Source organism: Plantibacter sp. CFBP 8775 (assembly GCF_014839505.1).
GTDB lineage: Bacteria > Actinomycetota > Actinomycetes > Actinomycetales > Microbacteriaceae > Plantibacter > Plantibacter auratus.
This window is the reverse complement of record NZ_JACYNV010000002.1, coordinates 931,495-956,777: the sequence shown is the minus strand read 5'-3', so window position 1 is coordinate 956,777 and position 25,283 is coordinate 931,495. Positions and strand designations below refer to the sequence as shown.

The window sequence follows — 25,283 nt, the reverse complement described above, 5'->3', positions numbered from 1 at the left end:
GGTTCGGTGATGGGGGGTGGTCGTCCGGCGCGGGCTGGGCGGACGGGCTCAGCGGGCGTTCGGGTGCGACGGGCAGCGCCGTCGTGGCGTTCGCGGTCGCCATCGTGCGCGGCGGTCGGTGGAGGGCGCGGCGAGTGGTCTCGGCGCGTGGTCAGGGAGCTCGGGTTCCCCGAGCGGTGATCAGCGGGTCGGCTGCGGCAGGTGCGCCGTGAGCTTCGTGAGCAGAGCGTGTAGGGTGTCGCGTTCGCTCTGGTCCAACGGGGTCAGGATGATGTCGTCGGCCTCGGCCATCGCGGTCTCGAACCCGGCGATGAGGTCGGTGCCGAGCGCGGTGGCGTAGACGCGCTTGGTGCGTGCGTTCCCGTCCTCCGTGCGGCGTTCGACGAGGTCTCGACGTTCGAGTCCCTGCAGGAGGCTCGAGACGCTGGCGGCGCTCGTCCGGCTCACCTCGGCGATGTCGCGTTGGCTCGATCCTGGATGCCGGACGAGGTGGCCGAGGACGAAGGCCTGTTCGTGACTGAGTTCGCGGGCTCGGATCCAGTCCTCGCCGGCCTTGCGCTGTGCCCACCCGATCCAGCGGACCAGTTCGAGTGTGCTGCTGAGGGTGGGTGTCTCGTCGTCCATGGTTAGAACGCTAACGCTTTGACTTCTAACTGTCAACCATCGAATGATCGACTCACTCAGCGCGGTGCGCTGACGTGAGATGTGCGGACTTGGTGCCAGCGCGGTGCGCTGGCGCGAAACCGACGAGTTCGGCGTGGGCGCGGGTCGTAGCCCTGAGCGCGCCCCTCCGGAGACCCGCGCTCACGCGTGTGACCCGCGCTCACGCCAGCGCACCGCGCTGGCAACCTGAGGACACGTCGCCGGGGTGCTCCGGAAACGCAGAACGCCCCTCGCGGTGGGCGAAGGGCGTTCTGTCAAGCTGGCGGAGAATGGGGGATTCGAACCCCCGAGGGCGTTAACCCAACACGCTTTCCAAGCGTGCGCCATAGGCCACTAGGCGAATTCTCCATGGCTGTTTGTGAAAAACGGCCAGATAGCAGCATACCTGGTTCCCGGACCGCCGCGCGCCACCCGGCCCCGCCACCGCGCTCCGAGCCCGGCCGAGCCCGAACGCCCGCGGTCGGGGACACCGGCAGGGAGCGCCGATCGTGTCAGCTCGCGGCAGGCGGCCGCCAGTCCACCCGTTGGTCACGCCGCAGCACGAGCGACCGGGGGAGGACGGCCGCGAGCACGCGTTCGAGCGGCTGACTCGCCGACCGCAGGGCCGCCTTCGCCTCAGCCAACGCCGCGTCGACGGAACCGGCGCTCGCCGCACCACCAGCGCTCGGCGCATAGCTCTCCCGCTCGACCGCAGCCACGAGCCGGTCGACGGCCGGCGACTCGATCCGGAACTGCCCGCGCAGCCTCGACGCGAACCCGCGTGGTGACTCCGCCGACGTCACGGGGAAGCCGAGGTCGCGGGCGGTGTCGAGGAACTCCGCCCAGGCCCAGCCCGCCGAGGTCCCCTCGGCCAGTGCGCGCCGACGCCCGGCCGCACGCCGGAGACCCCGGGCGATCGACGGGGTGGCGAGCAGCACCAGCACGCCGAGCAGGATCGCGAGCGGGACGAGGGCGGCAGTGAACGCCCCGCCGGACTGGGTCGAGGTCGGTCCGCCGAGCGCGTCCGCAGTGGGGGTGGGCGTCGACGCCGCGGTCGGAGCCGGACGACTGTCGGGACTCACCGATCCGCTGCCGGGCGTCGCGGTGCTCGCGTCGCTGAACTGCGTCACGACCCCACGGCTGGCCGTCGGCTCGAACGGCACCCAGCCCACACCCTCGAAGTACAGCTCCGGCCAGGCGTGCAACTGGTCCGAGGTGACGATGTAGGTGTCGCGGTTCGCCGGGGTGTTGTCGATCGTCGTGCCCGGCAGGTACCCGATGGCGATGCGCGCGGGGATGCCGAGGACGCGCGACATCACCGCCATCGCGGACGAGAAGTGGATGCAGTAGCCGGCCTTGCGCTCCAGGAACGTCGCGATGACCTCAGCGCCGCTGCCGTCGAAGCCCTCCTCGACCGGCGCCGACTCCGAGTACTCGAAGGTGCTGCGGAAGTAGCGCTGCAGGGCGATCGCGCGGTCGTAGTCGGTGGAGGCGGTCGCCGTGACGTCCGCAGCGGTGTCACGTATGATCTGCGGCAGGTCGTCGGGCAGCTCGAGATACGGGGCGGCTGACGCCGGGTCGGCGACCGGCGGGACGTCGCGCATCTGCTGTGCGGTCGGCAGGATCGCGGTGCTCGTCGCCGTGTACGTCTGCCCGCGGGTGGATCCACGCTCCGCCATCGCCGTCAGCCCGGCGGCCTCGAACCGCCAGTCGCCGCGGAGCCCGTCGACCTTCTGCGTCGGGTACGGCAGCGGGAGCCACGGGCTCGACAGCGAGTCCACCGTGACCGTCGTTTCGAAGGTCTCCACCGGGATCGCCTCGCTGAGCCCGGCCGGCGCGGGGAAGGCGTCGAGCGTGTTGCCGTCGTTGTAGCCCGAATTGTCCGGTCCCCAGACCGTACCCGTGAAGTCGCTGAGGTCGGTGACCTTGAGGTAGGGGGCGTCGTCGGCGGTGGTCGTGTACTCGAGCGCGGTCGTGTTCGCGGGGCGCCGCAGACTCTGGCCGAGCGAGATGAGCGGGTTGATGCCGTTCACGAACGGACCGCTGCCACGGGCGCCGGCGGTCACGTCCCGGACGGCGAGGTCGGGCAGCACGGCCGGTGTGAGGAGGGCGACGACCACGGCCACGGCACTGACCAGGACGGCCGGGCCGAGGCCTCCGAAGCGACCGGCACCGGTCATCGCCGACGGGCCGGCGCCGCGTCCATCGCCGGCGGCCCTGGCCGAGGCGAGGGCTCGCAGCAACTCGCGGCGCCGGACGTCCTCACGGAGCAGCCAGAGGAAGGAGAGTGCGACGAACGCGAACACCCACGGATCCAGGGGGAACGACACGGCGACGGTCGGCCCGGCGTACACGGCGAAGACCAGGACGGCCGCGAGCACCGGCGCGTGCCGACCGAGCACGAGCCAGGCGACCGCCAGCGCGACGAGCCCGCCGCCGGCGGCCATGACGAAGACCACGCCAGCGTCGGTGTCGAGCGGGGCCGAGCCGTCGTGGAAGGTCTGGAACCCGGCGTCACGCAACCGTTCGAAGGCGCCGAGCGTCGTCGGGGTCGGGACGATGCCGATGATCGCCGTCTCACTGGCGAAGAACAGCGTGATCGTCAGCAGCCATGCGATGCCGGCGCCGAGCCACACGAACACCGCCGGCAGTCTCGTGCGCCGGAGGAGGATCGCCGTGGCGAGGACGATCGCGATGACGAGGTTCGTGACGAACCACCAGTCGAGCGCGTCGAGCACCCGCCCGAATCCGAGGCCACCCGTCGCGAGGAGGAGGAAGGCGGCGAGGCCCAGACGCAGGTCGCCGACGTTCGCGGTGTCGCGCGGGTCGTCGCGGCGTCCGCCGGCGGTTCCCGACCACGAGCCGCCACTGGTTCCGCCACGGGACGGGTGTCGAGGGTTCGGCGAGCCGGCACCAGGACGGACACCCGATGGCGCGCCTCCGCGAGACGACACTCGGCCACGGGCGGCCGCCGCCGCACGGCGTTCCTCAGCGACGGACATACGCACCTCCGGCACCCCGACGACCGCCCTGGCCACCCTGACCTCCACGGCCGGTCGACGGCGCCAGCGTGGTGGTGGCCGGACCGCTCGTGCCGGACCACAGCGCCTGGAACGATGCGCCGCGCTCGCCGACGTGGCAGCGCCACCCCGCGGACTCCAGGAGCTCGATGCTCCGACGCCGAGCGCCGGCCGGGAGGAGTGCGACGGGGAGCGGCGAGAGATGCGCGACCGCGGTCAGTTCACCGAGATCGCCCTCCTCGACGTCGCCGAGGATCGCGATGACCGGTTGCGACCGGCGCGCGGCGATGACGGGTGAGAGGTCGAGGAATCGATTCTGCTGCACCGATGGTCGCAGGAGGGCCAGGTCGAGCAAGGCGGCGTCGAGGTCGTCCTCCTCGAGATGCTGCCCGCCGCGGGCGAGCGCGTCGCCCATGTCGCCCACCGGACTGGAACGCAGTCCACCGGACGCGGATCTCGCACTGATCTCGCGGGAGAGCTCCTCGGTGCCGGCACCGACCAGATTGACGCGGTAGTCGGCGTCGACGAGGTGGGCGGTGATCGAGGCAGCGAGCGACACGGCCTGCTCGAACGCCGGCAGGTACGACGGATCGTCGTCGGGCCAGGCCCAGTGGGCTGCGGCCGTGTCGAGGAGGACGGTCGCCTCGGGGTCGTTGCGCTGCTCCTCCTGCCGCACCATCAGCTCGCCGTGGTGCGCGCTCGCCCGCCAGTGCAGTCGGCGGATCGCGTCCCCCGGCAGGTAGGGGCGCGCGATGATGTCGTCTTCACCCGCGCCGACGTGCAGCGACGACGGGCGCGTGGAACCGTCGCGGCTGGCCGTGAGTGCGGGGATCTCCGGCAGGACGACGACCTCCGGCAGGACGACGACCGCATGCGTCCCGCCGACGTCGCGCCGACGGACGACGAGTCCGAACGGGTCGCTCACGGTCAGCCCGAGCGGGCCGAGTTCGTGCTCCCCGCGACGCAGCGCCGTCACCGTGTACTCGGCCGTCCGACGGCGCGATCCGATGCCCGCGACGCCGGTACTCGGCAGGGTCCCCTCGGCGCTGCCGGCGAGCCCGGCCGGCACGCGGTCCTTCCACTCCGTGTGGACGTGGGGGAGCGCGCTCGTCTCGGCGATCGTGACCTCGACGGAGATCCGGCCGCCGACCGCGACGAGGTCGGGCCGGGTGGTGCGATCGACCCGGAGCGACGGTCGCTCGAGGTAGACCGCGCCGAAGCTGGCGGCGACGAGCGCGACGAGCAGGCCGGCCGCTGCGAGCAACTCCGGCGAGCCGATCCCGCGCGCGAAGATCAGGCACATGCCGGCCGCGATGAGCACGCCGACCGCGCGTCTCGTCAACGGCACGCGACGCTTCATGGGCTCAGGACCTCCGGTGCCGGATCACGGCGATCCGGCGGTCGCGGTGCGGGGCCATCGGATCAGGACCTCAGCTCGGTGCGCCCGGAGTGCGGCACGGGCGTCCGCTCCAGCAACTCGACGAGCACTTCGGAGACCGCCTGGACGCCCGAGCGGTCGTGGGCGCTCACCGCTCGGCGGGTGGGGATGAGCCGGTGGGCGAGGACCGGTGCCAGCAGCTGATCGATGTCGTCGGGCAGGACGAACTCGCGACCGTCGAGCGCCGCGAGCACCTTGGCCGCGCGGACGAGCTGCAGGGTGGCGCGCGGGCTCGCGCCGAGCCGGAGTTCGGGGTGCACGCGGGTCGCCTGCACGAGCGAGACGCAGTACTGCTCGACGATCGGCGACACGAAGACACCGCGGGCCCAGGCGATGAGGCGCTCGACGTCGCCGCGTGAGGCGACCGGTCCGATGGTGTCGAGCGGGTTGACCGTGTCACGCTGGCGGAGCATCGCGAGCTCCGCGGAAGCGTCGGGGTATCCCATCGAGATACGCGCCATGAAGCGGTCGCGCTGGGCCTCCGGCAGAGCGTAGGTGCCCTCCATCTCGAGCGGGTTCTGCGTGGCGACGACCGTGAACGGCGACGGCAGGGCGTGCGTCTCACCGTCGACCGTGACCTGCCGCTCCTCCATCGACTCGAGCAGCGCCGACTGGGTCTTCGGCGAGGAGCGGTTGATCTCGTCGGCGATGACGATGTTCGCGAACACCGCTCCGGGCTTGAACTCGAACTCGCGGTCGACCTGGTTGAAGATCGAGACGCCGGTGACGTCGGACGGGAGCAGGTCGGGCGTGAACTGGATGCGGCGGACGGTGCTGCCGACGGACGCGGCGAGGGCCTTCGCCAGGACCGTCTTGCCGACACCGGGGACGTCCTCGATGAGCAGGTGACCCTCGGCGAGCATCACGATGAGCGCCATCCGCGCGGCAAACGGCTTGCCGTCGAGGACGCGCTCGACGTTGTCGAGGATGCGCTCGGCCAGCACCTGGAACTCCTCGGCGTTCAGTGCTGGCTTCAGTTCGGCGACGGTGTCCCGTGGGGCGCGGCTCGTGTTGCTCTGCTCGGTCATGGTCGGCTCCTGCGGTCGTGGTCGAGCATGCGCTTGAACAGCAGCGCGACGATGGTGGCGAGGCCGATCGTGATGAGGGTCGGGGCGAGTGCTCCGAGGAACTGCATCCAGAGGTAGTTGTCGGTCGGGCCGCTGTCGCCGACGAACCCGCGGTAGAGCAGGGTGAACGACTGCCACAGCCCCACGCCGCCGCCGAGCGTGAAGACGACACCGACGATCCAGAGGACCCGTTCCCAGACGACGGCGCGGACGCGATGGGCGTCGACGGCGTCGAGGTACTCCTCGTACCGCTGCTGGTCGAGCTGGGTCTGCTGCGCGTCGGGACCTGCCACCCCAGGCTGATCGGCGACCGCGGCGGCGTCGCCGGTCCGGGCTTCGAACGGGTGGACGCGACGGTCGGTCTGCGAGGGCATGCCGCGGGACGGCTGGGCGCGCGGGCCGTCGTCGAACCGGTCGTCGGTCGGCGGGCGGACGGGGCGACCGTCGGTGGGCGGCTGGATGAGCTGCGGGGCGATCTCCTCGAGCGAGGCGAGGTGGCTGCGCCGGCCGGTGTCACCGGCGTTCGGGCGCGTGCGCTCGTCGGTGTGTCCGCGCTGGAACGCGGGGTCGTAGCGTTGGTCCATCGTCGGCCTCCGTCGCGCTTCGTACATCGTCCGGGCCGGAACCCGTTGCCCGATCCTAGGACTGATAACGAACAGGTAACACCCCTGGACGTGTCGCCCACAGGAACTCCATATGTGCGCCAGGTCGCGCGCACACGGTGCCGGTGCGGGTCAGGGAACTCTTCGGAGCCCGCACCCGCATCGGTTGTGTGGGCCCGAGCACTGAGCACGTACCCGGTCGGTGAGACGTCTTCCGGTCCCTGAAACCCTCTCCGGTCCCTGAAACCCTGTCCGGTCCCTGAAACCCTCTCCGGTCCCTGAGCTTGTCGAAGGGCGGGGTGTGGCGTGTGCACTTCGACAGGCTCAGTGACCGGTGTTCGTTGCCCGGCTCCGTTCCGGTCCCTGAAGCCCTCTCCGGTCCCTGAGCTTGTCGAAGGGCGGGGTGTGGCGTGTGCACTTCGACAGGCTCAGTGACCGGTGTTCGTTGCCCGTCCCGTTCCGGTCCCTCAAGCCCTCCACGGTCCCTGAGCTTGTCGAAGGGCGGGGTGTCCCGTGTGCACTTCGACAGGCTCAGTGACCGGTGTTCGTTGCCCGGCTCCGGTCCGGTCCCTGAAACCCTCTCCGGTCCCTGAGCTTGTCGAAGGGCGGGGTGTGGCGTGTGCACTTCGACAGGCTCAGTGACCGGTGTTCGTTGCCCGGCTCCGTTCCGGTCCCTGAAGCCCTCTCCGGTCCCTGAGCTTGTCGAAGGGCGGGGTGTGGCGTGTGCACTTCGACAGGCTCAGTGACCGGTGTTCGTTGCCCGTCCCGTTCCGGTCCCTCAAGCCCTCCACGGTCCCTGAGCTTGTCGAAGGGCGGGGTGTCCCGTGTGCACTTCGACAGGCTCAGTGACCGGTGTTCGTTGCCCGGCTCCGGTCCGGTCCCTGAAACCCTCTCCGGTCCCTGAGCTTGTCGAAGGGCGGGGTGTGGCGTGTGCACTTCGACAGGCTCAGTGACCGGTGTTCGTTGCCCGGCTCCGTTCCGGTCCCTGAAGCCCTCTCCGGTCCCTGAGCTTGTCGAAGGGCGGGGTGTGGCGTGTGCACTTCGACAGGCTCAGTGACCGGTGTTCGTTGCCCGTCCCGTTCCGGTCCCTCAAGCCCTCCACGGTCCCTGAGCTTGTCGAAGGGCGGGGTGTCCCGTGTGCACTTCGACAGGCTCAGTGACCGGTGTTCGTTGCCCGGCTCCGTTCCGGTCCCTGAAACCCTCTCCGGTCCCTGAGCTTGTCGAAGGGCGGGGTGGTCCCGTGTGCACTTCGACAGGCTCAGTGACCGGTGTTCGTTGCCCGTCCCCGTTCCGGTCCCTGAAGCCCTCCACGGTCCCTGAGCTTGTCGAAGGGCGGGGTGTCCCGTGTGCACTTCGACAGGCTCAGGTACCGGGTCTGACGGAGACGACGACAGGCCCGGGAACGGGGATCCGTTCACCGAGCCTGTCGAGGTGCAGGGACCTACAGCGACGCGAGCGCCTCGCGGATCGGGGTCTCGCCGCCGATGACCTCGAACTGCGTGCGGGACGCCGAGCCCGACTCGATGAGCGCGAACAGCACGGCGGCGACGTCGGCGCGCGGGATCGAGCCGCGGTCGGTGGTCGTCGCGGCGGTGATCGTGCCGGTCGGGGCGTCGTCGGTCAGACCGCCCGGACGGACGATCGTCCAGTCGAGGTCGCGCCCGCGGAGGTCGGCGTCGGCCTCGGACTTCGCCCGCAGGTAGACCTGGAACACGTCGTCCGACTCCGGGTCGAAGTCGTCGGTGCTCATCGCGGACACCATGATGTAGCGCGGGACCTTGGCGAGCTCGGCGGCCTCGGCGAGGAGGATGGCGCCGTCGCGGTCGAGGGTGAGCTTGCGGTCGGCGCCGCTGTTCGGGCCGGCTCCCGCCGCGAACACGACGACGTCGGCTCCGGCGAGTTCGTCGGCGAGTTCGGCTGCCGAGGAGTGCTCGAGGTCGAGGACGATGGCGCGGGAGCCGATGCCCTGGAGTTCGCCCACCTGCTCGGGGTTGCGGATGATGCCGGCGGGGGAGTGTCCTGCTTCGGCGAGCAGTCGCTGCAGGTGCAGGGCGATCTGTCCGTGTCCTCCGGCGATGACGACGTCGGTCATGTGAGTCCTCTCGTTCGATGCGGTCCCGGTCGGTGCGCCGCCCGTTCGTGGGGACGGCGGTCGATCGGTGATCTGGGACCAGTGGTCCCAGATCCGCCAGTCAACGCCTCAACCGGGGCGTACGCAACCCGGTCGCGGCTCGGGTACACTAGGTGACGGCTCCCCGCGTGGCGCCATCCAGGCCAACTCCCCCAGGGCGGAAACGCAGCAAGGGTAACCGGGCTCTGGCGGGTGCGCGGGGAGTCTTTTCGTGCCCGCGGTGCCCTGCTCCCGCACCCTGGCCGCTGGCGCCGCAGCAGGACATCCGCCCGGCACCAGGACATCCGGCGCTGCTTTCTCCTGCTCCCGCGCCGATCTCCTGCTCCAGCGCCGTTCTCCCGTCGCCCGCCGACGACGAAGCCCCGGAGCCCTGCGGTGGCAGGACTCCGGGGCTTGCGAGCACGTCAGGTCAGCTGAGCTGGGCGCGACGCTTCCGGACGGCGACCAGCGCGAGGCCGCCGAGGAGCAGCATCGCAGCGAGTCCGAGCGGCGCCGCGGTGTCGGCACCGGTCACCGCGAGGGTCGGGCCGTGACCGGACGCTGCGGGTGCCGCTGCGGCGGCGAGCGTGAACTGCACCGGAGCCGACGGTGCCGAGGTGGGCACCGGGACGGCTTCGCTCGGGTCGGCGATCAGCGTCGCGACAGCGGTGTAGTCACCGGGTGCCACGGCCACCGTGACCGACCAGTGGCCGTTGTCGTCGACGAGGATCGGGGCGCGTGGGTCGGCCGGAGCGGCGTCCTGGCCCTCGGGCAGGGCCACACGGGCGTTCGCGTCGGCACCGTTCGCCACGTCTTCGAGTTCCTCCTTGAGCGCGTTGTAGAACGCGGTCGGCAGGAGGGCGATACCGAGGTAGGTACCCGGTGTCGCGGTTCCCGAGAACGTCACGACATCACCCGTGAGGGCCTGGCCCTGCGTCGGCGTCTCGATCACCGGTGACGGCAGCAGCGGGGGCGCCGGAAGGGTGAAGGGGACGCTGTCGAAAGCGACCCGACGACCATCCGTCGCGACGATGGGCTGGCTCACGAGAGCGCGCGTCCCATCGCCGTAGGTCGCGGTGATGCTCCAGGTCCCGTCGACCACGGTCGTCTCGAGTCGTCCGCCCTCGGAGATGTTGAGGTAGACGTTCAGCCCGTCCCGCCCGGTTCCCGAGAAGGTGACGGTGCGATCGGTGAATACCTGGCCGGCGGTCGGCGACAGGATCTCGAAGTTCCACACCTCGGCTTGGCTCGGGAAGACGACCTGTCGCTCGATCGACTCGTTGGAGCCGTCGACCTGTTGGGTGGACATCGCGACGATCGTGACGGAATCGACCATGGGGATCGTGATGGTCGTGGTCCAGGCCTCATCGACGACCGGGACGTCGTCGGCGTACACCGTCAAGAACCCGTCGCCCTGGTCTGCGGCGATGTCGACGACCGTGCCGGACTCTCCCACGCCAGAGAACGTGACAGTCTGGCTCGTCAGGACCTCACCCGCTGTGGGCGTCAACATGTCGAATTTCGGAGCTGCCGCGCGGGCGGCCGCGTCCTCGGAGGGTACCTCGTCCGCGGGTGCCGGCGACTCCTCGGGAGCGGGGGATTCGGTCGGCGCGGTCGACTCGGCGGGTGCGGGCGATTCGGTCGGCGCGGCGGTCTCGGAGGTCGACGGGACCGGCTCGGTCGCAGCGGACGCGGGCCCGGCGGTGAGCAGCGCGCCGCCGAGGGCGAGTGAGATGACGACGGGCAGCGAAAGCGCTTTCCGCCAGGACGAGGTGCGTGGCAAGGTGTTCCCCCCAGAGAAAGTCCTGCCGCGGCACTGAGGCCGCAGCAGGACGGATGTGACAGCTGTTGTTTCTGAACCTAGCAGTTTCCTGTGAGCTGGCATTGGGGTTTTCCCTATGGTCTGGAGACCTTCGCGCAGGCCGACCGATCATCTCCTGCGACCACGACATTGTGCGCTTACCCAGCCCCCGCAGAGCCCGCCCCCGTAGGCTGGAAACCGTGGCGCGAAGCATTTACATCATCTCTGCCGAAGGACACTCCGGGAAGTCGACGGTGGCCCTCGGGGTCCTCGACACCCTGAGCCATCAGATCGAGCGGATCGGGGTGTTCCGCCCCATCGCACGGTCCACCACGAAACCCGACTACGTGCTCCAGCTGCTGCTCGAGCACGACGGCGTCGACCTCGCCTACGAAGACTGCATCGGCGTCAGCTACGACGACGTGCACACCGATCCCGAGGCGGCGCTCTCGCGCATCGTCCAGCGGTACAAGCACATCGAGGCGCAGTGCGACGCGGTCGTGATCCTCGGCTCCGACTACACCGACGTCGGTAGCCCGACGGAGCTCGGCTACAACGCCCGGATCGCCACCAACCTCGGCGCGCCCGTCCTCCTCGTGCTCGGCGGTCGCGCCGGTCAGGGTGCGGGGGAGCAGCTCGGCCAGTCCGTCGCCCGCACACCCGACGACATGCGCAACATCGCCGAACTCGCCCTCGGTGAGCTCGCCGACGCACACGCCCAGTTGCTCGCCGTGGTCGCGAACCGCGCCGATCCCGACAAGCTCCTCGAGATCACCGCCGCGATCAGCGACGCGATCCACCCGAACGGCTCCGCGAACGGTTCCGTCGTCGCCCCGGCCGGCCACGCTGCCGGTGCCGCGATGGTCCCCGTCTGGGCCATCCCCGAAGACACCTTCCTCATCGCGCCGACGATGGACAGCATCCTCGAGGCCGTCGACGGCACTCTCGTGAAAGGCAGCGAGGAGCTGCTCACCCGCGAGGCGCTCGGCGTCGTGGTGGCGGGCATGTCCATGGTGAACGTGCTCCCGCGCATCACCGAGGGATCCGTCATCGTCATCCCGGCAGACCGCACGGAGGTCCTGCTCGCCGCGCTCATGGCCAACGCCTCGGGCACGTTCCCGTCGATTGCGGGCATCGTGCTCAACGGTGGGTTCCCGCTGCCCGAGGTCGTGGAGGAACTCATCTCCGGTCTCGGCGAGATCCCGCCGATCGTCAGCACCGACCTCGGCACCTACGACACCGCGGTCCGCGTCATGAACACCCGTGGCCGCCTCGCCGCCGACTCGCAGCGCAAGTACGACACCGCGCTCGCGTTGTTCGAGCAGAACGTCGACGCACCGCTTCTGCTCGAGCTGCTCAACGTGGCGCGCGCCGACGTCGTGACGCCGCTCATGTTCGAGTACGGGCTGCTGGAGCGTGCGCGGTCGAACCGCAAGCACATCGTGCTGCCGGAGGGCGACGACGACCGCATCCTCCGCGCGGCCGGCACCCTGCTCGCGCGTGAGGTCGCCGACCTCACCATCCTCGGTGAGGAGATCGAGGTGCGGTCGCGGGCCATCGAGCTCGGCATCGACCTCAGCAAGGCGACCATCGTCAGCCCCTTCGACGCGGTCCTGCGCCTCAAGTTCGCCGAGGAGTACGCCCGGTTGCGGGCACACAAGGGCGTCACGATCGACATGGCGAGCGACGCCGTCACCGACGTCTCCTACTTCGGCACGATGATGGTGCACCTCGGGCTCGCCGACGGCATGGTCTCGGGCGCCGCCCACACGACGGCGCACACCATCCGGCCGTCGTTCGAGATCATCAAGACGAAGCCCGGCGTCTCCGTGGTGTCGAGCGTGTTCCTCATGGCGCTCGCCGACCGCGTGCTCGTCTACGGTGACTGCGCGGTGAACCCCGACCCCACCGACGCCCAGCTCGCCGACATCGCGATCTCCTCGGCCGAGACGGCGGATCAGTTCGGGATCGAGCAGCGCATCGCGATGCTGTCGTACTCCACCGGTGACTCCGGTGCCGGTGCCGACGTCGAGAAGGTCCGCTCAGCGACCCGGCAGGTGCGCGAGCGTCGGCCCGACCTCCTCGTCGAGGGGCCGATCCAGTACGACGCCGCCGCCGACGCCGCGGTGGCCGCGACGAAGATGCCCGACTCGCAGGTCGCCGGCCGCGCGACGGTCTTCATCTTCCCCGACCTCAACACCGGCAACAACACGTACAAGGCGGTGCAGCGTTCGGCTGGCGCCGTCGCGATCGGTCCGGTGCTGCAGGGCCTCAACAAGCCGATCAACGACCTGTCGCGTGGCGCGCTCGTGCAGGACATCGTCAACACCGTCGCGATCACCGCCATCCAGGCGCAGGAACAGGAATAGGTCCAGACACACATGCCCACCGTCCTCGTGGTGAACTCCGGTTCCTCGTCGTTCAAGTACCAGCTCATCGATGTCGAGACGGAGCGGACGCTCGCCAGCGGACTCGTCGAGCGCATCGGCGACGCGACGGGTGCCGCCGAGCACCGGTCCTACCTCCCGGATGCGGCCGGCGCGACGACGCCGCCCATCGAGGAGCGTTGGGTCATCGAGCGCGAGATCCCCGATCACACGGCCGGGTTCCGGGTCATGCTCGACGCGTTCGCCGAGCACGGGCCGTCACTCGACGAGCATGCGCCGATCGCGGTCGGCCACCGGGTGGTGCACGGTGGGAAACGCTTCTTCGAGCCGACGGTCGTGACGGACCTCGTGAAGATCAACATCGAGGACATCTCCGAGCTGGCGCCGCTGCACAACCCGGCGAACCTGCAGGGCATCAACGCGGCGCAGGTCGCGTTCCCTGACGTCCCGCACGTGGCGGTGTTCGACACGGCGTTCCACCAGACCATCCCGGCAGCGGCGTACACGTACGCCATCGATGCGGAGCTCGCCGCGAAGCACCGCGTGCGTCGGTACGGCTTCCATGGCACGTCGCACAAGTTCGTGTCGGAGGCGGCTGCGGCGTTCCTCGACCGTCCGCTCGGTGAGCTGAAGCAGATCGTCTTCCACCTCGGCAACGGGGCGTCGGCGTGCGCGATCGACGGTGGCCGCTCGGTCGACACGTCGATGGGCATGACGCCGCTCGAAGGACTCGTCATGGGGACGCGTTCCGGCGACCTCGACCCCGCGGTGCTGTTCCACCTGCATCGCAAGGCGGGGCTCGGGTTCGACGAGCTCGACACGTTGCTCAACCGCCGCAGTGGTCTGCTGGGGCTGTCGGGTACCGGAGACATGCGCGACGTCACCGAGTCGGCGTCGAAGGGCGACGAAGCGGCGCAGCTCGCGCTCGACGTGACCGTCCACCGCTTGCGGCACTACCTCGGCGCGTACCTCGCGGTCCTCGGTGGGCTCGACGTGGTGGTGTTCACTGCCGGTGTCGGTGAGAACGCACCGTTGATCCGTGCCGGTGCGATGCAGGGGCTCGAGGTGCTCGGCATCGTCCTCGACGAGGACCGCAACGCTGAGCGTGCGCGTGGCATCCGGGTGATCTCGACGGACGACTCCCCGGTGACCGTCCTCGTCGTCCCCACGAACGAGGAACTCGAGATCGCCCGCCAGACGGTCGCCGCCCTGGCGTAGTCCCGGCGCTCCGACCCGTTCTGTCGCTGAGTCCCGCCTCCGGTCCCTGTGCGACCCCGCTGGTCCCTGAGCTTGTCGAAGGGCCCACGGGCGAACTGTCCGATCGGCGAATCTCCGCGCGCGCACTTCGACAGGCTCAGTGACCGAAGCTGTTCCCTGGGTCCTTCCGCCGGTCCCTGAGCCACCCTCGCCGGCCCCTGAGCTTGTCGAAGGGAGGGTCTCTCGTGTGCACTTCGACAGGCTCAGTGACCGGTGTTCGTCGCCCGCTCCTGTTCCGCGAGTCCCTCTCCCGGTCCCTGAGCTTGTCGAAGGGCGGTCGAGGAACTCTCGTTCTCATGTCCCCCCTCCTGAGGACAGAAGAATGAGTGGTTCCCCCTATTAACTTTCCCTGAGAATCCACTTAGTCTCAGAAAACCAACAGGTACGTCGCGTCTGTCGGACCCCTAGACGAAAGTACTCACCTCAGTGAATTTGAAGACGTCACGCCGCGCTGCGGCTCTCACCACCGGCCTCGCAGTTGTCGCCGGATCCACCCTCCTCCTCGCCGGACCCGCGTCCGCAGCTGAGATCCAGGTCACCGATGACCAGGTCGCTGCCAACGAGACGGTGTACACCGGCTGGCACGAAGGCTACGGCCTTCCCGGCTCGACCACCCCGCCCGGCGCTGACGCAGTCGTCACCGAGGCCGGGCTCGACATGACCGGTCCGTCACAGATCATCAACGGCCTCGCAGCTCCGCTGGCCGTCAACGGGACGACCGCCACCTTCGCGACGATCGCGGCGACGGCTGGAGTCGTGTCGACGAACAACCTGGCCTACTTCCAGATCCCGGTCTACGCCGAGACCGGTGTGACCACGAGCTTCACCACGCTTCGTCCCGAGAACCCGGGCGCAGCGGGCCTCACCGGCAACTGGGTCGCGAGCAGCGATGACATCGCGGGCATCGCCGCGAACACGCCGACGTCCATCGCCGACCTGAGCGCCGCGCTCGGCAGCTTCGACCTGCTCGCCTTCGGTGTGCTCGTCATCGCCGATGGCGACGACGTCGTCCAGACGATCTCGTTCAATGGCGACAACTACAACTTCGCAGCGCCGGTCGTCGCTCCGGTCTTCGACCCGCTGGTGGTCGTCGACCCCGACACGATCTACTTCTCCGACGTCCGCCCCGGTGGCGCAGGCTTCGCGGTGACCGTCACGGGCTTCACCCCGGGCGACACCCTGACGATCAGTGTCATCGACCCCAACGGCGAGGTCTTCGGGTCCGCTGACGGTGGCGACACGGTCATCGCCGACGCAGACGGTGGTTTCGCCGCAGCTGACCTCACCTTCGTGGGCGAGGGCATCCAGGTCGGTACGTACACCTTCCGCGTGACTGACAGCGCGGGTGTCTTCGCCGAGGACGCGATCGCCGTCATCGCCGACCCGGTCGCCGCTGGCGCCCCGGTCGTCCCGACGCTTGCTGACACCGGCTTGGACTCGGGTGTCCTCGTCGGTGGCGCTGCCGCGCTGCTGCTCCTCGGTGCTGCCGGCATGCTGTTCGCAGCTGCTCGCCGCAAGGGCGCGCAGGTCACGGCCTAGTCTCACCCTGCGAAGCCCCGTCCTCGACTCCGGTCGAGGGCGGGGCTTCGTGCTGCCGCCGGGTGCCCTGACACGCCTGAGCTTGTCGAAGAGTCTTCCGGGTGACTGGTCCGATCGGGAAGGTCGTCCGTGGTGCATTTCGACAAGCTCAATGACCGGTCTCCGTTCCGGAACGCTTCCCCCGGTCTCTGAGCGCTTCCCCGGTCCCTGAGCTTGTCGAAGGGCAAGGTTTCTCGTGTGCACTTCGACAGGCTCAGTGACCGATACCGCCCCGCCGGTCCCTGAGCTTGTCGAAGGGCATACGGGAGAGTTCTTCGTTCGAGCCCGGCGGGGGAGGAAGGCGGAGCGGCAGCTCCATTGCTGCACTCCGCCCGGTCGCACGTGCCGGGACCGCTTGGCCCAGGCCATGCGCGCCGGCCATTTGCGCGTTCGGGTAACGAAAATGACCGGAAACAGTGCTTCGGAGCGTCCGGCCGCGTGGATTGGGTTGACGTCGAGATAATCGTCCGGTCGTGCTGAGCACGTCACGCAGCGCGCAGCCTCGGCTTGCCACCGCGTCGCGGAATGCGATGCGGATCGATGTGCGCGGGCGGGATGAACCAGGGCACGTGGTCGCGCACGATGACCTCCCATCCGTCGTTGTGGATGCGATGGTGATGGAAGCTGCACAGCAGGATGCCGTTGGACAGGTCGGTCGGCCCGCCCCGTGACCACCAGACGAGGTGATGGGCCTCGGTATACGACGGTGGATGGGTACAGCCGGTCCAGGCGCAGCCGCCATCGCGCTCGGCGAGGGCCATCTTCTGCCCCTTGGTGAACAACCGTGTGCCAACTCCGAGGTCGAGCACCTGAGACGGCCCGCCGAGCACCATGGGGATGATCCGTCCGTCGGCCGCCATGCACCGTGCGGTGCCGGCGGAGATCGGTTCGGAGACGCCGTCGATGTAGGCCTTGCCGTCGGACCACTGGCCGTCGTCGGCCAGATCGGGTTCGTCTATGCGGATGATGAGGGAGACGGGCGCCAGTTCCATGACCGCCGACTCGCAACCCGCGGCGTGACGGAAGACCCCGACGAGGGCTTCCACTCGACGCTCGTCCATCGTGCGGGTGTCGGGCATCTCTGCGGCCGGAACGTAGGCGTCGTCGAGGGGATCCGCGGAGGGCAGCTCACTGCTGGTTGCTGCCGCCGCGGCCGTTTCATCGGAGGGATCGACGAACCGGACCTGCCGCAGCTGCTTGCCGACGACGGCGTCCATCGTGGCGCGGACCCATCCCGCCGCCTCTGGTGCGAGGAATGCGCGGAGCTCGGTCATGCCGTCGGGGTGTTCGCGGAGGGTGCAGCGCTGCTGCTTCCGGAGCGCGATCTCGCGCGGCACGGGGCCGTCTTGGTCGAGGCTGGTGCGGACGAGCTTGGCGAGGCTGCCGACCTCGGCGAGCGGTGCACCGTCGCAGTGCTCGATGCCGGCGCTGACGGCACGGTGGACGCGTTCGTCGTCGACGCCGGAGCCCACCAGTCGCAGTTCGCGCAGCAGGATGCCCGCGCCCTCGACACTGAGTGCTGACCGGACGAAGCCGGATGGGGTGGTCGCCTCGTCGTGGTCGACCGTGCACGTCGGGTTGTCGCCTTCGGTCAGCGGCAGGCAGGGGGTTTCGGCAGCGGGCCGGGGTTCGATGGCGGCGGCGATCTCGGGGCGGTCGCACTCGATGACGTCGCCGGTGAGGGCGCGCTTGGGGGTGATCGCCTGGGCGACCGAGGTGATGGTGGCGGCGCGTCCGCGAGGGATGCGCCACCGCTCCGAGAGCATGACGGCCGGCGTCGCATACCCGTGGCTGCGGGCCAACGGGTCGTGGCCGACGATGCCGCCTCGGGAGCGCTCCGACACCGAACCCATGACGCGGGTGGCCAAGACCTCGACCACGTGCTGCACCGCACCCAGCTGGTCGAGGACGCGGACCACGCCGGCGTCGTTCATGCCGGCGAGCTGCTCGATGGCGTCGTCGCCCGGTCGGATCGGGTCGAGGGCGCCCGACCAGGTGCGGAGGAACTCGGACACCGTCTCGCCCAGCGTGCCCAAGGGGTCGGCGGAGACCGGACCGAGGGGGACGCGTGGGCTGCTGGACATGGGAACATCCAAACACGAGCCACTGACATTCGAACACCGACCGATTCCGACGCTGATCTGGGATATTTAGCCAACGTTTGTTGCGCGCAGATGCCTCGCCGGGCTCTGTGAGCGGCGAGGGACTTCTCGTGTGGCCCGCGTACACTCGCCATATGCGCCCACTGTCCGACCGCGAGCGCGACCTCATAATCGCCCTGATCGCTCGCGGAACGGAGCCGGGTGCCGACCGGGCCATCGCCGCCTCCGATCGAGAACGGTGGGCGGGACAGCTCCCGGGCGTTATGGTGCACGGGACGTGCGGGTGCGGCACGTGTCCCTCGATCGACCTGATTCGCGACAGCGGCGGCCGGCCGGCCCCGACGCGTCAGACGGTCCTCGAGGCGAGCACGTCGAACGCGTTCCTCCTCCTCTTCATCGAGGACGACCGTCCGACGTACCTGGAACTCGCCCCGTTCGGCGATGAACCGATCACCGACTTCCCGCCGGTGGCGGACGTCGAGTTCTGAGGTCGCCGGCCGACGGGCTCGCACCTCGACGGGGGGTCGCCGCCCTTCGACAGGCTCAGGGACCGGGAAAGGCGCGCCGGGACCGGGAGTGGTGCTCAGGGGCCGGGAGTGGTGCGGAGAGAACCGGAGCGTTCGCATTCGGCGCGGTCCGCTTCGGTCCCTGAGCTTGTCGAAGGGCAGCCCCGCCCCCTCAGTCCCGCGTGCCGAACAGCCCTTCACCGTGCTTCGTCAGCACCTCGTACGCGTCGGCGTAGTTGTCCGGCAGCGGCGCTCCTGGCTCGTACTTCGCGAGGAGGATCCCGATGAGTCCGAGGGCCGGCGGCGTGAGCGGTCGCTTGCGGTCCTTGTCCTTGTCGGCGCGGGCGTTCGCCTCGGGGTTCGGCGGCACGTAGGCGGGTGTCACCGTCGGCCACAGCACCGGTTGCCGCGGTGAGGTGAGGTTCACGGCGTTGAAGATGCTCGTGGCGGTGCGGTCGCGTTCGGTCAGCGGGTCGAGTCCGTGCAGCTCGGCGAGGGTCTTCATGAGTGAGCCGTGGTGCATCTCCTCGTTGATGACGCTGCCGGCCTTGGTGTACGCGGAGATGACGATGGTCGGCACCCGCAGTCCGAGGCGGTCGAAGGTGAAGTCCATCTCGCCCGCCTCCGGCTTGCCTGACGGCGGGGTCGCCTTGGGTGGTGCGACGTGGTCGTAGATGCCGCCGTGTTCGTCGAAGGTGACGAGCATGACCGTGTTCATCGCGTTCGAGCCAGTGGTCGACGCCCCGTGCTTGATCGCCGTGTAGACCTCGCCGAGGAGTTGCTCGCCGGCGCGCATGTCGGAGTAGGCGGAGTCGAGCTCCGGGTCGACGTCGTCCCGGCTCGGGTTGTCGGGACGGACGACCGGCGGGTGCATGTCGTTGTGGTCGAACACCATGCGTGGTTCGACGAAGGCGTAGTCGGGCAGGTCACCGTTCGCAGCGTCCTCGTGGAACTGCTCCATGCTGCGGAAGTTGGTCTTCCAGTACTCCTCGATCGACGGTGCGTTCAGGAGGCCGGTGAGGGAGACGACCTGTTGGGCGTCGTAGTAGACGCGCCAGGTCTTGCCGGCCTCCTGGAGCCGGTTGAACACGGTGGGGACGGCTGGTGCGCTCAGCCACTTGCCGATGCCGTCGCCCTCGATGTTGGTGACGTATCCGTGGGAGGTGCTCGCGTGGAAGAAGGAGCGGTTGCAGAAGGTCTGGGAGGGGACCGCCGCGTACCAGTGGTCGTAGACGCCGAAGTTCTTGGCGAGTGTGGACAGCACCGGCAGCATCTCGGGGGAGAAGCCGCCCATCACGGTGGAGTACTCCTCGGGCGTCGGCTTGCGTCCGCGGGCGAGCGTCGAGTTGACGATGTAGTCCTTGACGAAGCCGTCGTTCTTGGGGGAGGAGGTGTCGGCGGGGAGGTTCCACGGCGGCTGCAGCGGGTTGCGGAGGTCCCCGTTGCTCTCGGGGTCGATGGTGCCGAAGAGCTGCGTGTTGACGTGTGGGTAGAACTCGCCGGGATCCGGGTCGGGCTGGGCCATGATCTGGTCGGTGGGGCCCGTGTAGACGTGGGCGGGGACGGCTTCGCCGGACTCGCCGGGGTTGCTGTAGTCGCCCTGGGCGAGGCCGTCGAAGGTCTGGCCGGCCGGTTCGCCTCCCGCGGGGTACAGCCATCCGAGCATGTGGTCGAAGGAGCGGTTCTCGAACATCACGACCACGACGTGGTCGAAGCCCGGTTCGCTGCGCTTGGGGAGCGGCGTGAAGCCGTAGTCCTCCTGGGGGTTGGACGCGGTGGCGGCTGCGATGCCCCCGGCGACGGCGCCCCCGGCAGCGAGACCTGCGACGCTGAAGCCCGCGGCGCGGAAGAAGTCGCGGCGGGAGGTTGGGCGTTTGGGGTGGGGAGTGGGTTGAGCCTCATGACCGGTATCCGGACGTGGTTCCTCGTCGTGTGCCACTCGAGCCCCCCTGATCCGTAGCGCTACCCGCCCAGGGACCGCACTCGTACTAGCCAGCGTAAAGGCGCGACTCGCCCTTTGGCGAGAATCCGCGTGGTGTTCCCGAACCTCGCGTTTTGCTGGTGATCCGTCAGTCACTTGAGAACGATTTTCAGGCAGGCAGGCAGGCAGGCAGGCAGGAGGCGAGAGCCCAGGGCGTGCAGTTCCGAATGGAAGGTCGCCGTCCGCGACCTTGCGTCGTGAGCAGTCGCGCGGCGGACCAGTTTTGGCTGGCTCTCGAGCAACGCGGAACAGGGGCGGGCGACGTGAAGAAGTTGCTTTATCGGCGGACAAGCCTCTTCAGGGTCAGGGCGACACCGTACGCGTTAGCAGCGAAACTCGGGCGTCCGACCCTATTCGCAACAGCAAGGGTTCGTATCATTTCCCACACAGAACCGTTGTTTTTCGCGGCCTGGAGGGAATGTACGCAAATAAAGTCTCCAAGTGTACGAGTGTCACGCTTATCGAGCCGTTCAAGAGCCCACGCGATGGACCGTCTCGCGGTAATTGACTTCGCAACGCCTGTTTCTCCGATGTGGTGCACAACTGTCGCGTCCGGGGATTGCACCACCGCAATGCCATCAGCTTCTGAAGAGAGATCATTTAACCAGCCAACGTCCTGATGGAATCGCAAAGTTGCGTCGAAAGGAACATGCAATGCCAATGATCGCGGGAAGATGAGGCAAGACGCCTGCATGAACCCCACGCCACCGCGGATACTCTCCTTCCGGAAGATATACTGAGCAAGAGACTGTTCATTGGTCTTCAGCCGTTCCGGCCAAATTGACTCGGATCCATCAGCCCGTCTTGCTCGAACGCGAGTACTTGCGACCCAAACATCGTCCAGTTCCGAACCTTTGTCGGCGACCGCTTGGAGGACTCCGGCTATATGCTCCGGCAGCCATTCGTCATCGTCGTCGAGTAGTGCTACAAGATCGCCTTGTGATTCGAGCACACCCATTTGTCTGGCTGCATTTCCTCCTGCACCCGGACCACTTCGCAGGAGTCGTACGCGCGGGTCATTTGGCACGTTGATCTCACCGGCGGTGTCACCCACCACAAGCACCTCTAGGACCGCCACCGTTTGATTCAGCGCGGAACTGATTGCGCGGGCGAGCTCAGGTCGACCGATGGTTGGAATAACGACTGATACGCGTGAGGCATTAGCGCTCATGGGCTCCCCGGTCTGTCGAGTGCTTAGGCGAATCAGTCGCTGCCAGCGCGTAGATGCCGCTGATCGAATCTGCCCAGCGGGCAATATTGAATTCACTTCGGACGAACTGGCGGGCCGCGCGGCCCAACCGTAGCGCTTCGGTCGGATTCTGGAGCAGTTGGGTAATCGCGCCACTGAGTGCTTGGGGGTCTCGTTCAGGAACGAGGCGTCCGGTTACACCATCACGGATAGCTTCGGGGATGCCGGAGTGGCTTGTGGCGACAGATGGCAAGCTCTCCAGCGCGGCGTCGAGGATGATCGTCGGGAGCCCCTCAGAATCGCCGTCAGACGCAGTCTTGGACGGCACACAGAGTAGGCGCGACGAACGTAACAGCGCTGCGACTTCGTCCGGCCCTCTAGAGCCAAGGAACATGACAGGCAGGTTGAGTTCCCTAGCGCGAACCTTCATCTCATCGCCTAGTGGTCCGTCTCCGACGACGGTCAGAGGCACTTCTCGAAGCGAAGACGGGAGCAGCGACATGGCCACGAGGAGGTCATCAAGGCCCTTCTTCTCCACGAGTCGTCCCACGAACAGAATCCCATCTCCCGCGCCTTCTCGCTTGACGTGGTGTGTGTCGACCAGTCCGAGGTGAACGACCTTGACCTTTTCGGGTGGTGCGCCGGCTTCGATTGCGCATCGCGCCATGTAAGCCGAGTTCGCTACAACCTGCGAGGCATATTGGAGCGCGTCCGCCTTGCGTCGAGCATTGCGCCGCCCAGCCCGGGTGTCGAGCTCGCGACGAGAGACGTCAAAACCGTAGACGCTAACTACGAGAGGAACGCGGAGTAGGCGCAGCGTGGGAACGATGAGCGCTGCATCATCCGCGAAATGAGCGTGAACGACGTCGACGCCGGTTGACCTCACGAGCCGGGCGACGCGCCAGGATAGTCGGGTAAGTCGGAAGAGTCGCAGCGAAGCAGCAGCCACCACGCGGCCAGAGAATGCAACCCTGTCTGAGTCGCGCGACAGTGCACTGTCAACTCGCTTGAACCCGATCATTACGCCAGAGTCGTGAGGTTTGAGCGCGTCGAACTGAGTGCGAATGAAGGTCTCAGTGCCTTGCAGGAGGACGAGGCGCCAATGAGCTACGCGCGTCACGTGGGGGACCTCTCCCTCTCGTAGGAAATCAATTTGCGCGTGTTGCGCTCTACGAGCAAGCGTTGGGCCGGTGGTCGTGCCCGAGGACACGACACCGCGAGGACGAAGAGCGTCAGCCCGAAGTTCCAACTGAGCGCATCCCACGAAGCGAGCATCACGATAAGGATGATGATGATCATCCGATGGAGCGAGCCGCCTCGTCTCCAGCCTGCGACGATCGAAGCGACGAGAAGAAGCAGCCCCAGCGCTCCAATGCTCCACGCAGTTCGAAGGTACTCCTGATCGAAGACCATGATCCCGTCCACGCCCACCGAACTGACGGATAGCTCCGCAGCAACGCTCTGGTAGCCGCTTCCGAGGAAGAACGCCATGAGATCGCGGTTGAATAGCTCAGGTATGAGCTGCAAGACACCGAACCTGTGAGTGAAGGAGTCAGTGGTGGCGACTGCGGAAAAGCCAAACAACCTTGGTAAATCGCTTGTCGCAGCGACAACGACGACTGCCAATGCTCCGAGAGTGAACGCTGGAAGAGCCCGGAGTTTTGCTCGCGAGATGTAGAGATATGCAACCGCGAGGGCTAGAGCAAACACAGCGCTCCGCGTGCCCGAGAACAGAAGCACGGCTGCTGACGCCAGGAGAGGAATAAGAGCGAGCCGCTGCCTGCGCTCCACGAGCAACCACCACGAGGTCGCGGCAGCCGCTCCCGCAAGCACACCGAGAGGGATGGGATGGCCCATTGACCCGAGCGCTCGCCCATCGAGGAAGGGTGCAAGACCGTTGACCCGGCTCGTCAGATTGTCGGACCCGTTGGACAGCGGCCACACTGCCTTCAATCCGAGAAACTCTTCGGTGACAGTCAGCGCGAGCTGAACGAAGAGGACTACGAGGACTGCCCATGGGATCAGCTGACGTGACTCTTGACCCGGCCAGCTGACACTCGCAATCACCGCGATGCCCAATGTGAGCGCGCCGCTGGCGATGACGAAATAGCGGTAGGGGCCTTCCGCGTCGATGGCTGATCGCATCGTCATGACCACGATCAAGGCGATGAGCCAGCCATTTGGCGACGAGTATCTACGAATCTCCGGTCCTGATCGAACCACTCCGAAAACGAGCAACGCGAGCGCCATGATTGCAGAGGCCAGGAGCACGTCGCGAGGCGGTGTGTGAGACGGGATCATCACACTGAGCCAGACCGCACCAGCAGCTGCGTAGAACGCGGCATGTGCACGAGGGGCAAGAACGGTGAGCAGCGCTGCGACCGTGGCCGTAGCGAATGCGATCAACATGCCATTGCCTCCGCGTCTCTCGCAACACACGCACGCCGTGTTCAGCGCACCCCAAGATGCCATGACCACCGGGCAGCTGCGGCTCAGTATACAGTTGACGCATAACCTCGACGTGGCCCCCGCATCGGGGCCAGGTAGGAGCCCAGGGTCGCGTGCAGCTTCGGGTCTCCGTCGACGTGCTCGGCCGCTGTGAACGATGTGGAGACACGACCTTGCAACCAACCGCCGGAGTCGCGAGGCCAAGTATCGAGCCTCAGATCAGCGTCTGCATTCCGACTCACAATCCTGACATCGCCTACCTAGGTGAGCTATTTGAGAGTATCGAGGCGGTCGGTGATCCTCGACTCGAAGTAGTCATCTCCGACGACGCCAGCGGCAACGTACCTGAGATCCAAGCCCTCCTCGCCAACGCGAACTTTCCTTGGCAGGCCTGGTGGTCATCGAAGGCTCTTGGCATGTCGCAGAACTGGAATGAAGCGGTTGCCCGTGCTCGCGGCGAGTTTGTGATCTTGCCAGGGCAGGATGATCGACTGGATGCTGCGGGAATGGCGCATGCGCTGGCAGTGGCAGAACGAACTGGTGCCGACCTCATATTCGGCGCACAACGCTTCATTGATGAGGCAGGCGGTAGTCGGCGCAACCCGATTGCATCCGCGTGGGGTGAGAGCAAGCTCGGGTTCATTGACGACGTTGTGCCCGCTGACACGGTTGTCCGGATGGCCCTGTTACACGGCAACGTGTTTGGAGACCCGTGCAGCACCATTCTTCGGGCTGAGGCGCTGCGCTCTGTCGGGGGATTTTCAACTGTCTACGAGCACGCAGTCGATCTGGAAATGTGGGTGAGGCTCGCGGCTGCAGGGTCCGTGGTTGCACGATGCTCCGATCCGATCGGGTTCCACCGGGTTCATTCCGTTGCCGCCTCGATTACGCATGTCAGATCAGGCGCTGCTCAACGTGATCGGTTGCGCCTCCTCAATGACTACGGCGTTGTACTGGACGACGGCGATTGGAACGGCGCGATTGCACGGCTTCATACGCACCGAATTTTCGACCTCCTTCGTCGTGGCACGCGCCCCGCACCTATACCTGCCATGGAAGGTTCCGTAGAACAACGGCTTCGAGCGGTCATACAAGATGTCTGGCAACACCTCTCCGGACGCTTGCGTCGACTCAGAGCGTCCCGGAGCTGAAACG

Annotated in this window: 17 protein-coding genes, 1 tRNA gene and 1 other RNA gene; 6 read left to right on the top strand and 13 right to left on the bottom strand. The window is 67.7% G+C overall.

What is annotated here, in order from left to right; all coding sequences use genetic code 11:
• Positions 1-180: 180 nt before the first annotated feature.
• From IFR14_RS16830 to IFR14_RS16800, 7 genes are all read right to left on the bottom strand, one after another.
• On the bottom strand, positions 181-624 hold the full coding sequence (locus tag IFR14_RS16830; protein WP_086475007.1) for a MarR family winged helix-turn-helix transcriptional regulator: 444 nt from the start codon (positions 622-624) through the stop codon (positions 181-183).
• A gap of 299 nt (positions 625-923) precedes the next feature.
• Positions 924-1,011 (bottom strand) — tRNA-Ser (locus IFR14_RS16825).
• Between the two features lie 143 nt (positions 1,012-1,154).
• Positions 1,155-3,644, bottom strand: a complete 2,490-nt coding sequence (locus IFR14_RS16820) for a transglutaminase family protein (RefSeq protein WP_191941693.1) — start codon at positions 3,642-3,644, stop codon at positions 1,155-1,157.
• Complete coding sequence (locus IFR14_RS16815) at positions 3,631-5,022, bottom strand: DUF58 domain-containing protein (protein WP_191941692.1); 1,392 nt, start codon at positions 5,020-5,022, stop codon at positions 3,631-3,633. The genes IFR14_RS16820 and IFR14_RS16815 overlap by 14 nt, the downstream gene beginning before the upstream one ends.
• 62 nt (positions 5,023-5,084) lie before the next feature.
• On the bottom strand, positions 5,085-6,128 hold the full coding sequence (locus IFR14_RS16810) for an AAA family ATPase (protein WP_086475010.1): 1,044 nt from the start codon (positions 6,126-6,128) through the stop codon (positions 5,085-5,087).
• Positions 6,125-6,751 (bottom strand): hypothetical protein, encoded by a 627-nt coding sequence (locus IFR14_RS16805; RefSeq protein ID WP_191941691.1) that lies wholly within the window; start codon positions 6,749-6,751, stop codon positions 6,125-6,127. Before IFR14_RS16805 ends, IFR14_RS16810 begins: the two co-directional genes overlap by 4 nt.
• Before the next feature lie 1,459 nt (positions 6,752-8,210).
• A complete protein-coding gene (locus tag IFR14_RS16800) occupies positions 8,211-8,861 on the bottom strand; it encodes an SDR family oxidoreductase (protein ID WP_191941690.1) in 651 nt (216 codons plus the stop codon).
• A 154-nt stretch (positions 8,862-9,015) separates the two neighbouring features.
• Here IFR14_RS16800 and ffs point away from each other — a divergent pair.
• An RNA gene (gene ffs / locus IFR14_RS16795) (signal recognition particle sRNA small type) lies at positions 9,016-9,112 on the top strand.
• A 197-nt stretch (positions 9,113-9,309) separates the two neighbouring features.
• Here the strand turns inward: ffs and IFR14_RS16790 are convergent.
• Positions 9,310-10,662, bottom strand: coding sequence for an LPXTG cell wall anchor domain-containing protein (locus IFR14_RS16790; protein ID WP_191941689.1), 1,353 nt, complete (start codon positions 10,660-10,662; stop codon positions 9,310-9,312).
• 218 nt (positions 10,663-10,880) lie between these two features.
• Between IFR14_RS16790 and pta the strand changes: the two genes are divergently transcribed.
• The 3 genes from pta to IFR14_RS16775 all read left to right on the top strand — a co-directional run bounded on the left by pta (position 10,881) and on the right by IFR14_RS16775 (position 15,863).
• On the top strand, positions 10,881-13,049 hold the full coding sequence (gene pta / locus IFR14_RS16785; RefSeq protein WP_191941688.1) for a phosphate acetyltransferase: 2,169 nt from the start codon (positions 10,881-10,883) through the stop codon (positions 13,047-13,049).
• 12 nt (positions 13,050-13,061) lie between these two features.
• Positions 13,062-14,285 carry an acetate/propionate family kinase gene (locus tag IFR14_RS16780; protein WP_191941687.1) on the top strand — a complete coding sequence of 408 codons (1,224 nt, stop codon included), beginning with the start codon at positions 13,062-13,064 and terminating at the stop codon, positions 14,283-14,285.
• 471 nt (positions 14,286-14,756) lie between these two features.
• Positions 14,757-15,863 (top strand): hypothetical protein, encoded by a 1,107-nt coding sequence (locus IFR14_RS16775; protein ID WP_191941686.1) that lies wholly within the window; start codon positions 14,757-14,759, stop codon positions 15,861-15,863.
• Between the two features lie 524 nt (positions 15,864-16,387).
• Here the strand turns inward: IFR14_RS16775 and IFR14_RS16770 are convergent.
• The gene (locus tag IFR14_RS16770; protein WP_191941685.1) at positions 16,388-17,986 is read right to left on the bottom strand and encodes an HNH endonuclease signature motif containing protein; all 1,599 of its coding nucleotides are present in this window, start codon (positions 17,984-17,986) and stop codon (positions 16,388-16,390) included.
• Positions 17,987-18,138: 152 nt separating this feature from the next.
• Between IFR14_RS16770 and IFR14_RS16765 the strand changes: the two genes are divergently transcribed.
• Positions 18,139-18,492, top strand: a complete 354-nt coding sequence (locus tag IFR14_RS16765; protein WP_191941684.1) for a hypothetical protein — start codon at positions 18,139-18,141, stop codon at positions 18,490-18,492.
• 190 nt (positions 18,493-18,682) lie between these two features.
• Here IFR14_RS16765 and IFR14_RS16760 read toward each other — a convergent pair whose 3' ends face one another.
• From IFR14_RS16760 to IFR14_RS16745, 4 genes are all read right to left on the bottom strand, one after another.
• Positions 18,683-20,449: an alkaline phosphatase family protein gene (locus IFR14_RS16760; RefSeq protein ID WP_191941683.1), complete on the bottom strand. Its 1,767-nt coding sequence runs from the start codon at positions 20,447-20,449 to the stop codon at positions 18,683-18,685.
• Between the two features lie 319 nt (positions 20,450-20,768).
• Complete coding sequence (locus IFR14_RS16755; RefSeq protein ID WP_191941682.1) at positions 20,769-21,662, bottom strand: glycosyltransferase family 2 protein; 894 nt, start codon at positions 21,660-21,662, stop codon at positions 20,769-20,771.
• The gene (locus IFR14_RS16750) at positions 21,652-22,701 is read right to left on the bottom strand and encodes a glycosyltransferase (protein WP_191941681.1); all 1,050 of its coding nucleotides are present in this window, start codon (positions 22,699-22,701) and stop codon (positions 21,652-21,654) included. Before IFR14_RS16750 ends, IFR14_RS16755 begins: the two co-directional genes overlap by 11 nt.
• 95 nt (positions 22,702-22,796) lie before the next feature.
• Entirely contained in the window at positions 22,797-24,089 is a 1,293-nt protein-coding gene (locus tag IFR14_RS16745; RefSeq protein ID WP_191941680.1) for a hypothetical protein, read from the bottom strand.
• Positions 24,090-24,241: 152 nt separating this feature from the next.
• On the opposite strand from IFR14_RS16745, the gene IFR14_RS16740 reads away from it, so the two are divergent.
• Complete coding sequence (locus IFR14_RS16740) at positions 24,242-25,279, top strand: glycosyltransferase (protein ID WP_191941679.1); 1,038 nt, start codon at positions 24,242-24,244, stop codon at positions 25,277-25,279.
• Positions 25,280-25,283: the final 4 nt, after the last annotated feature.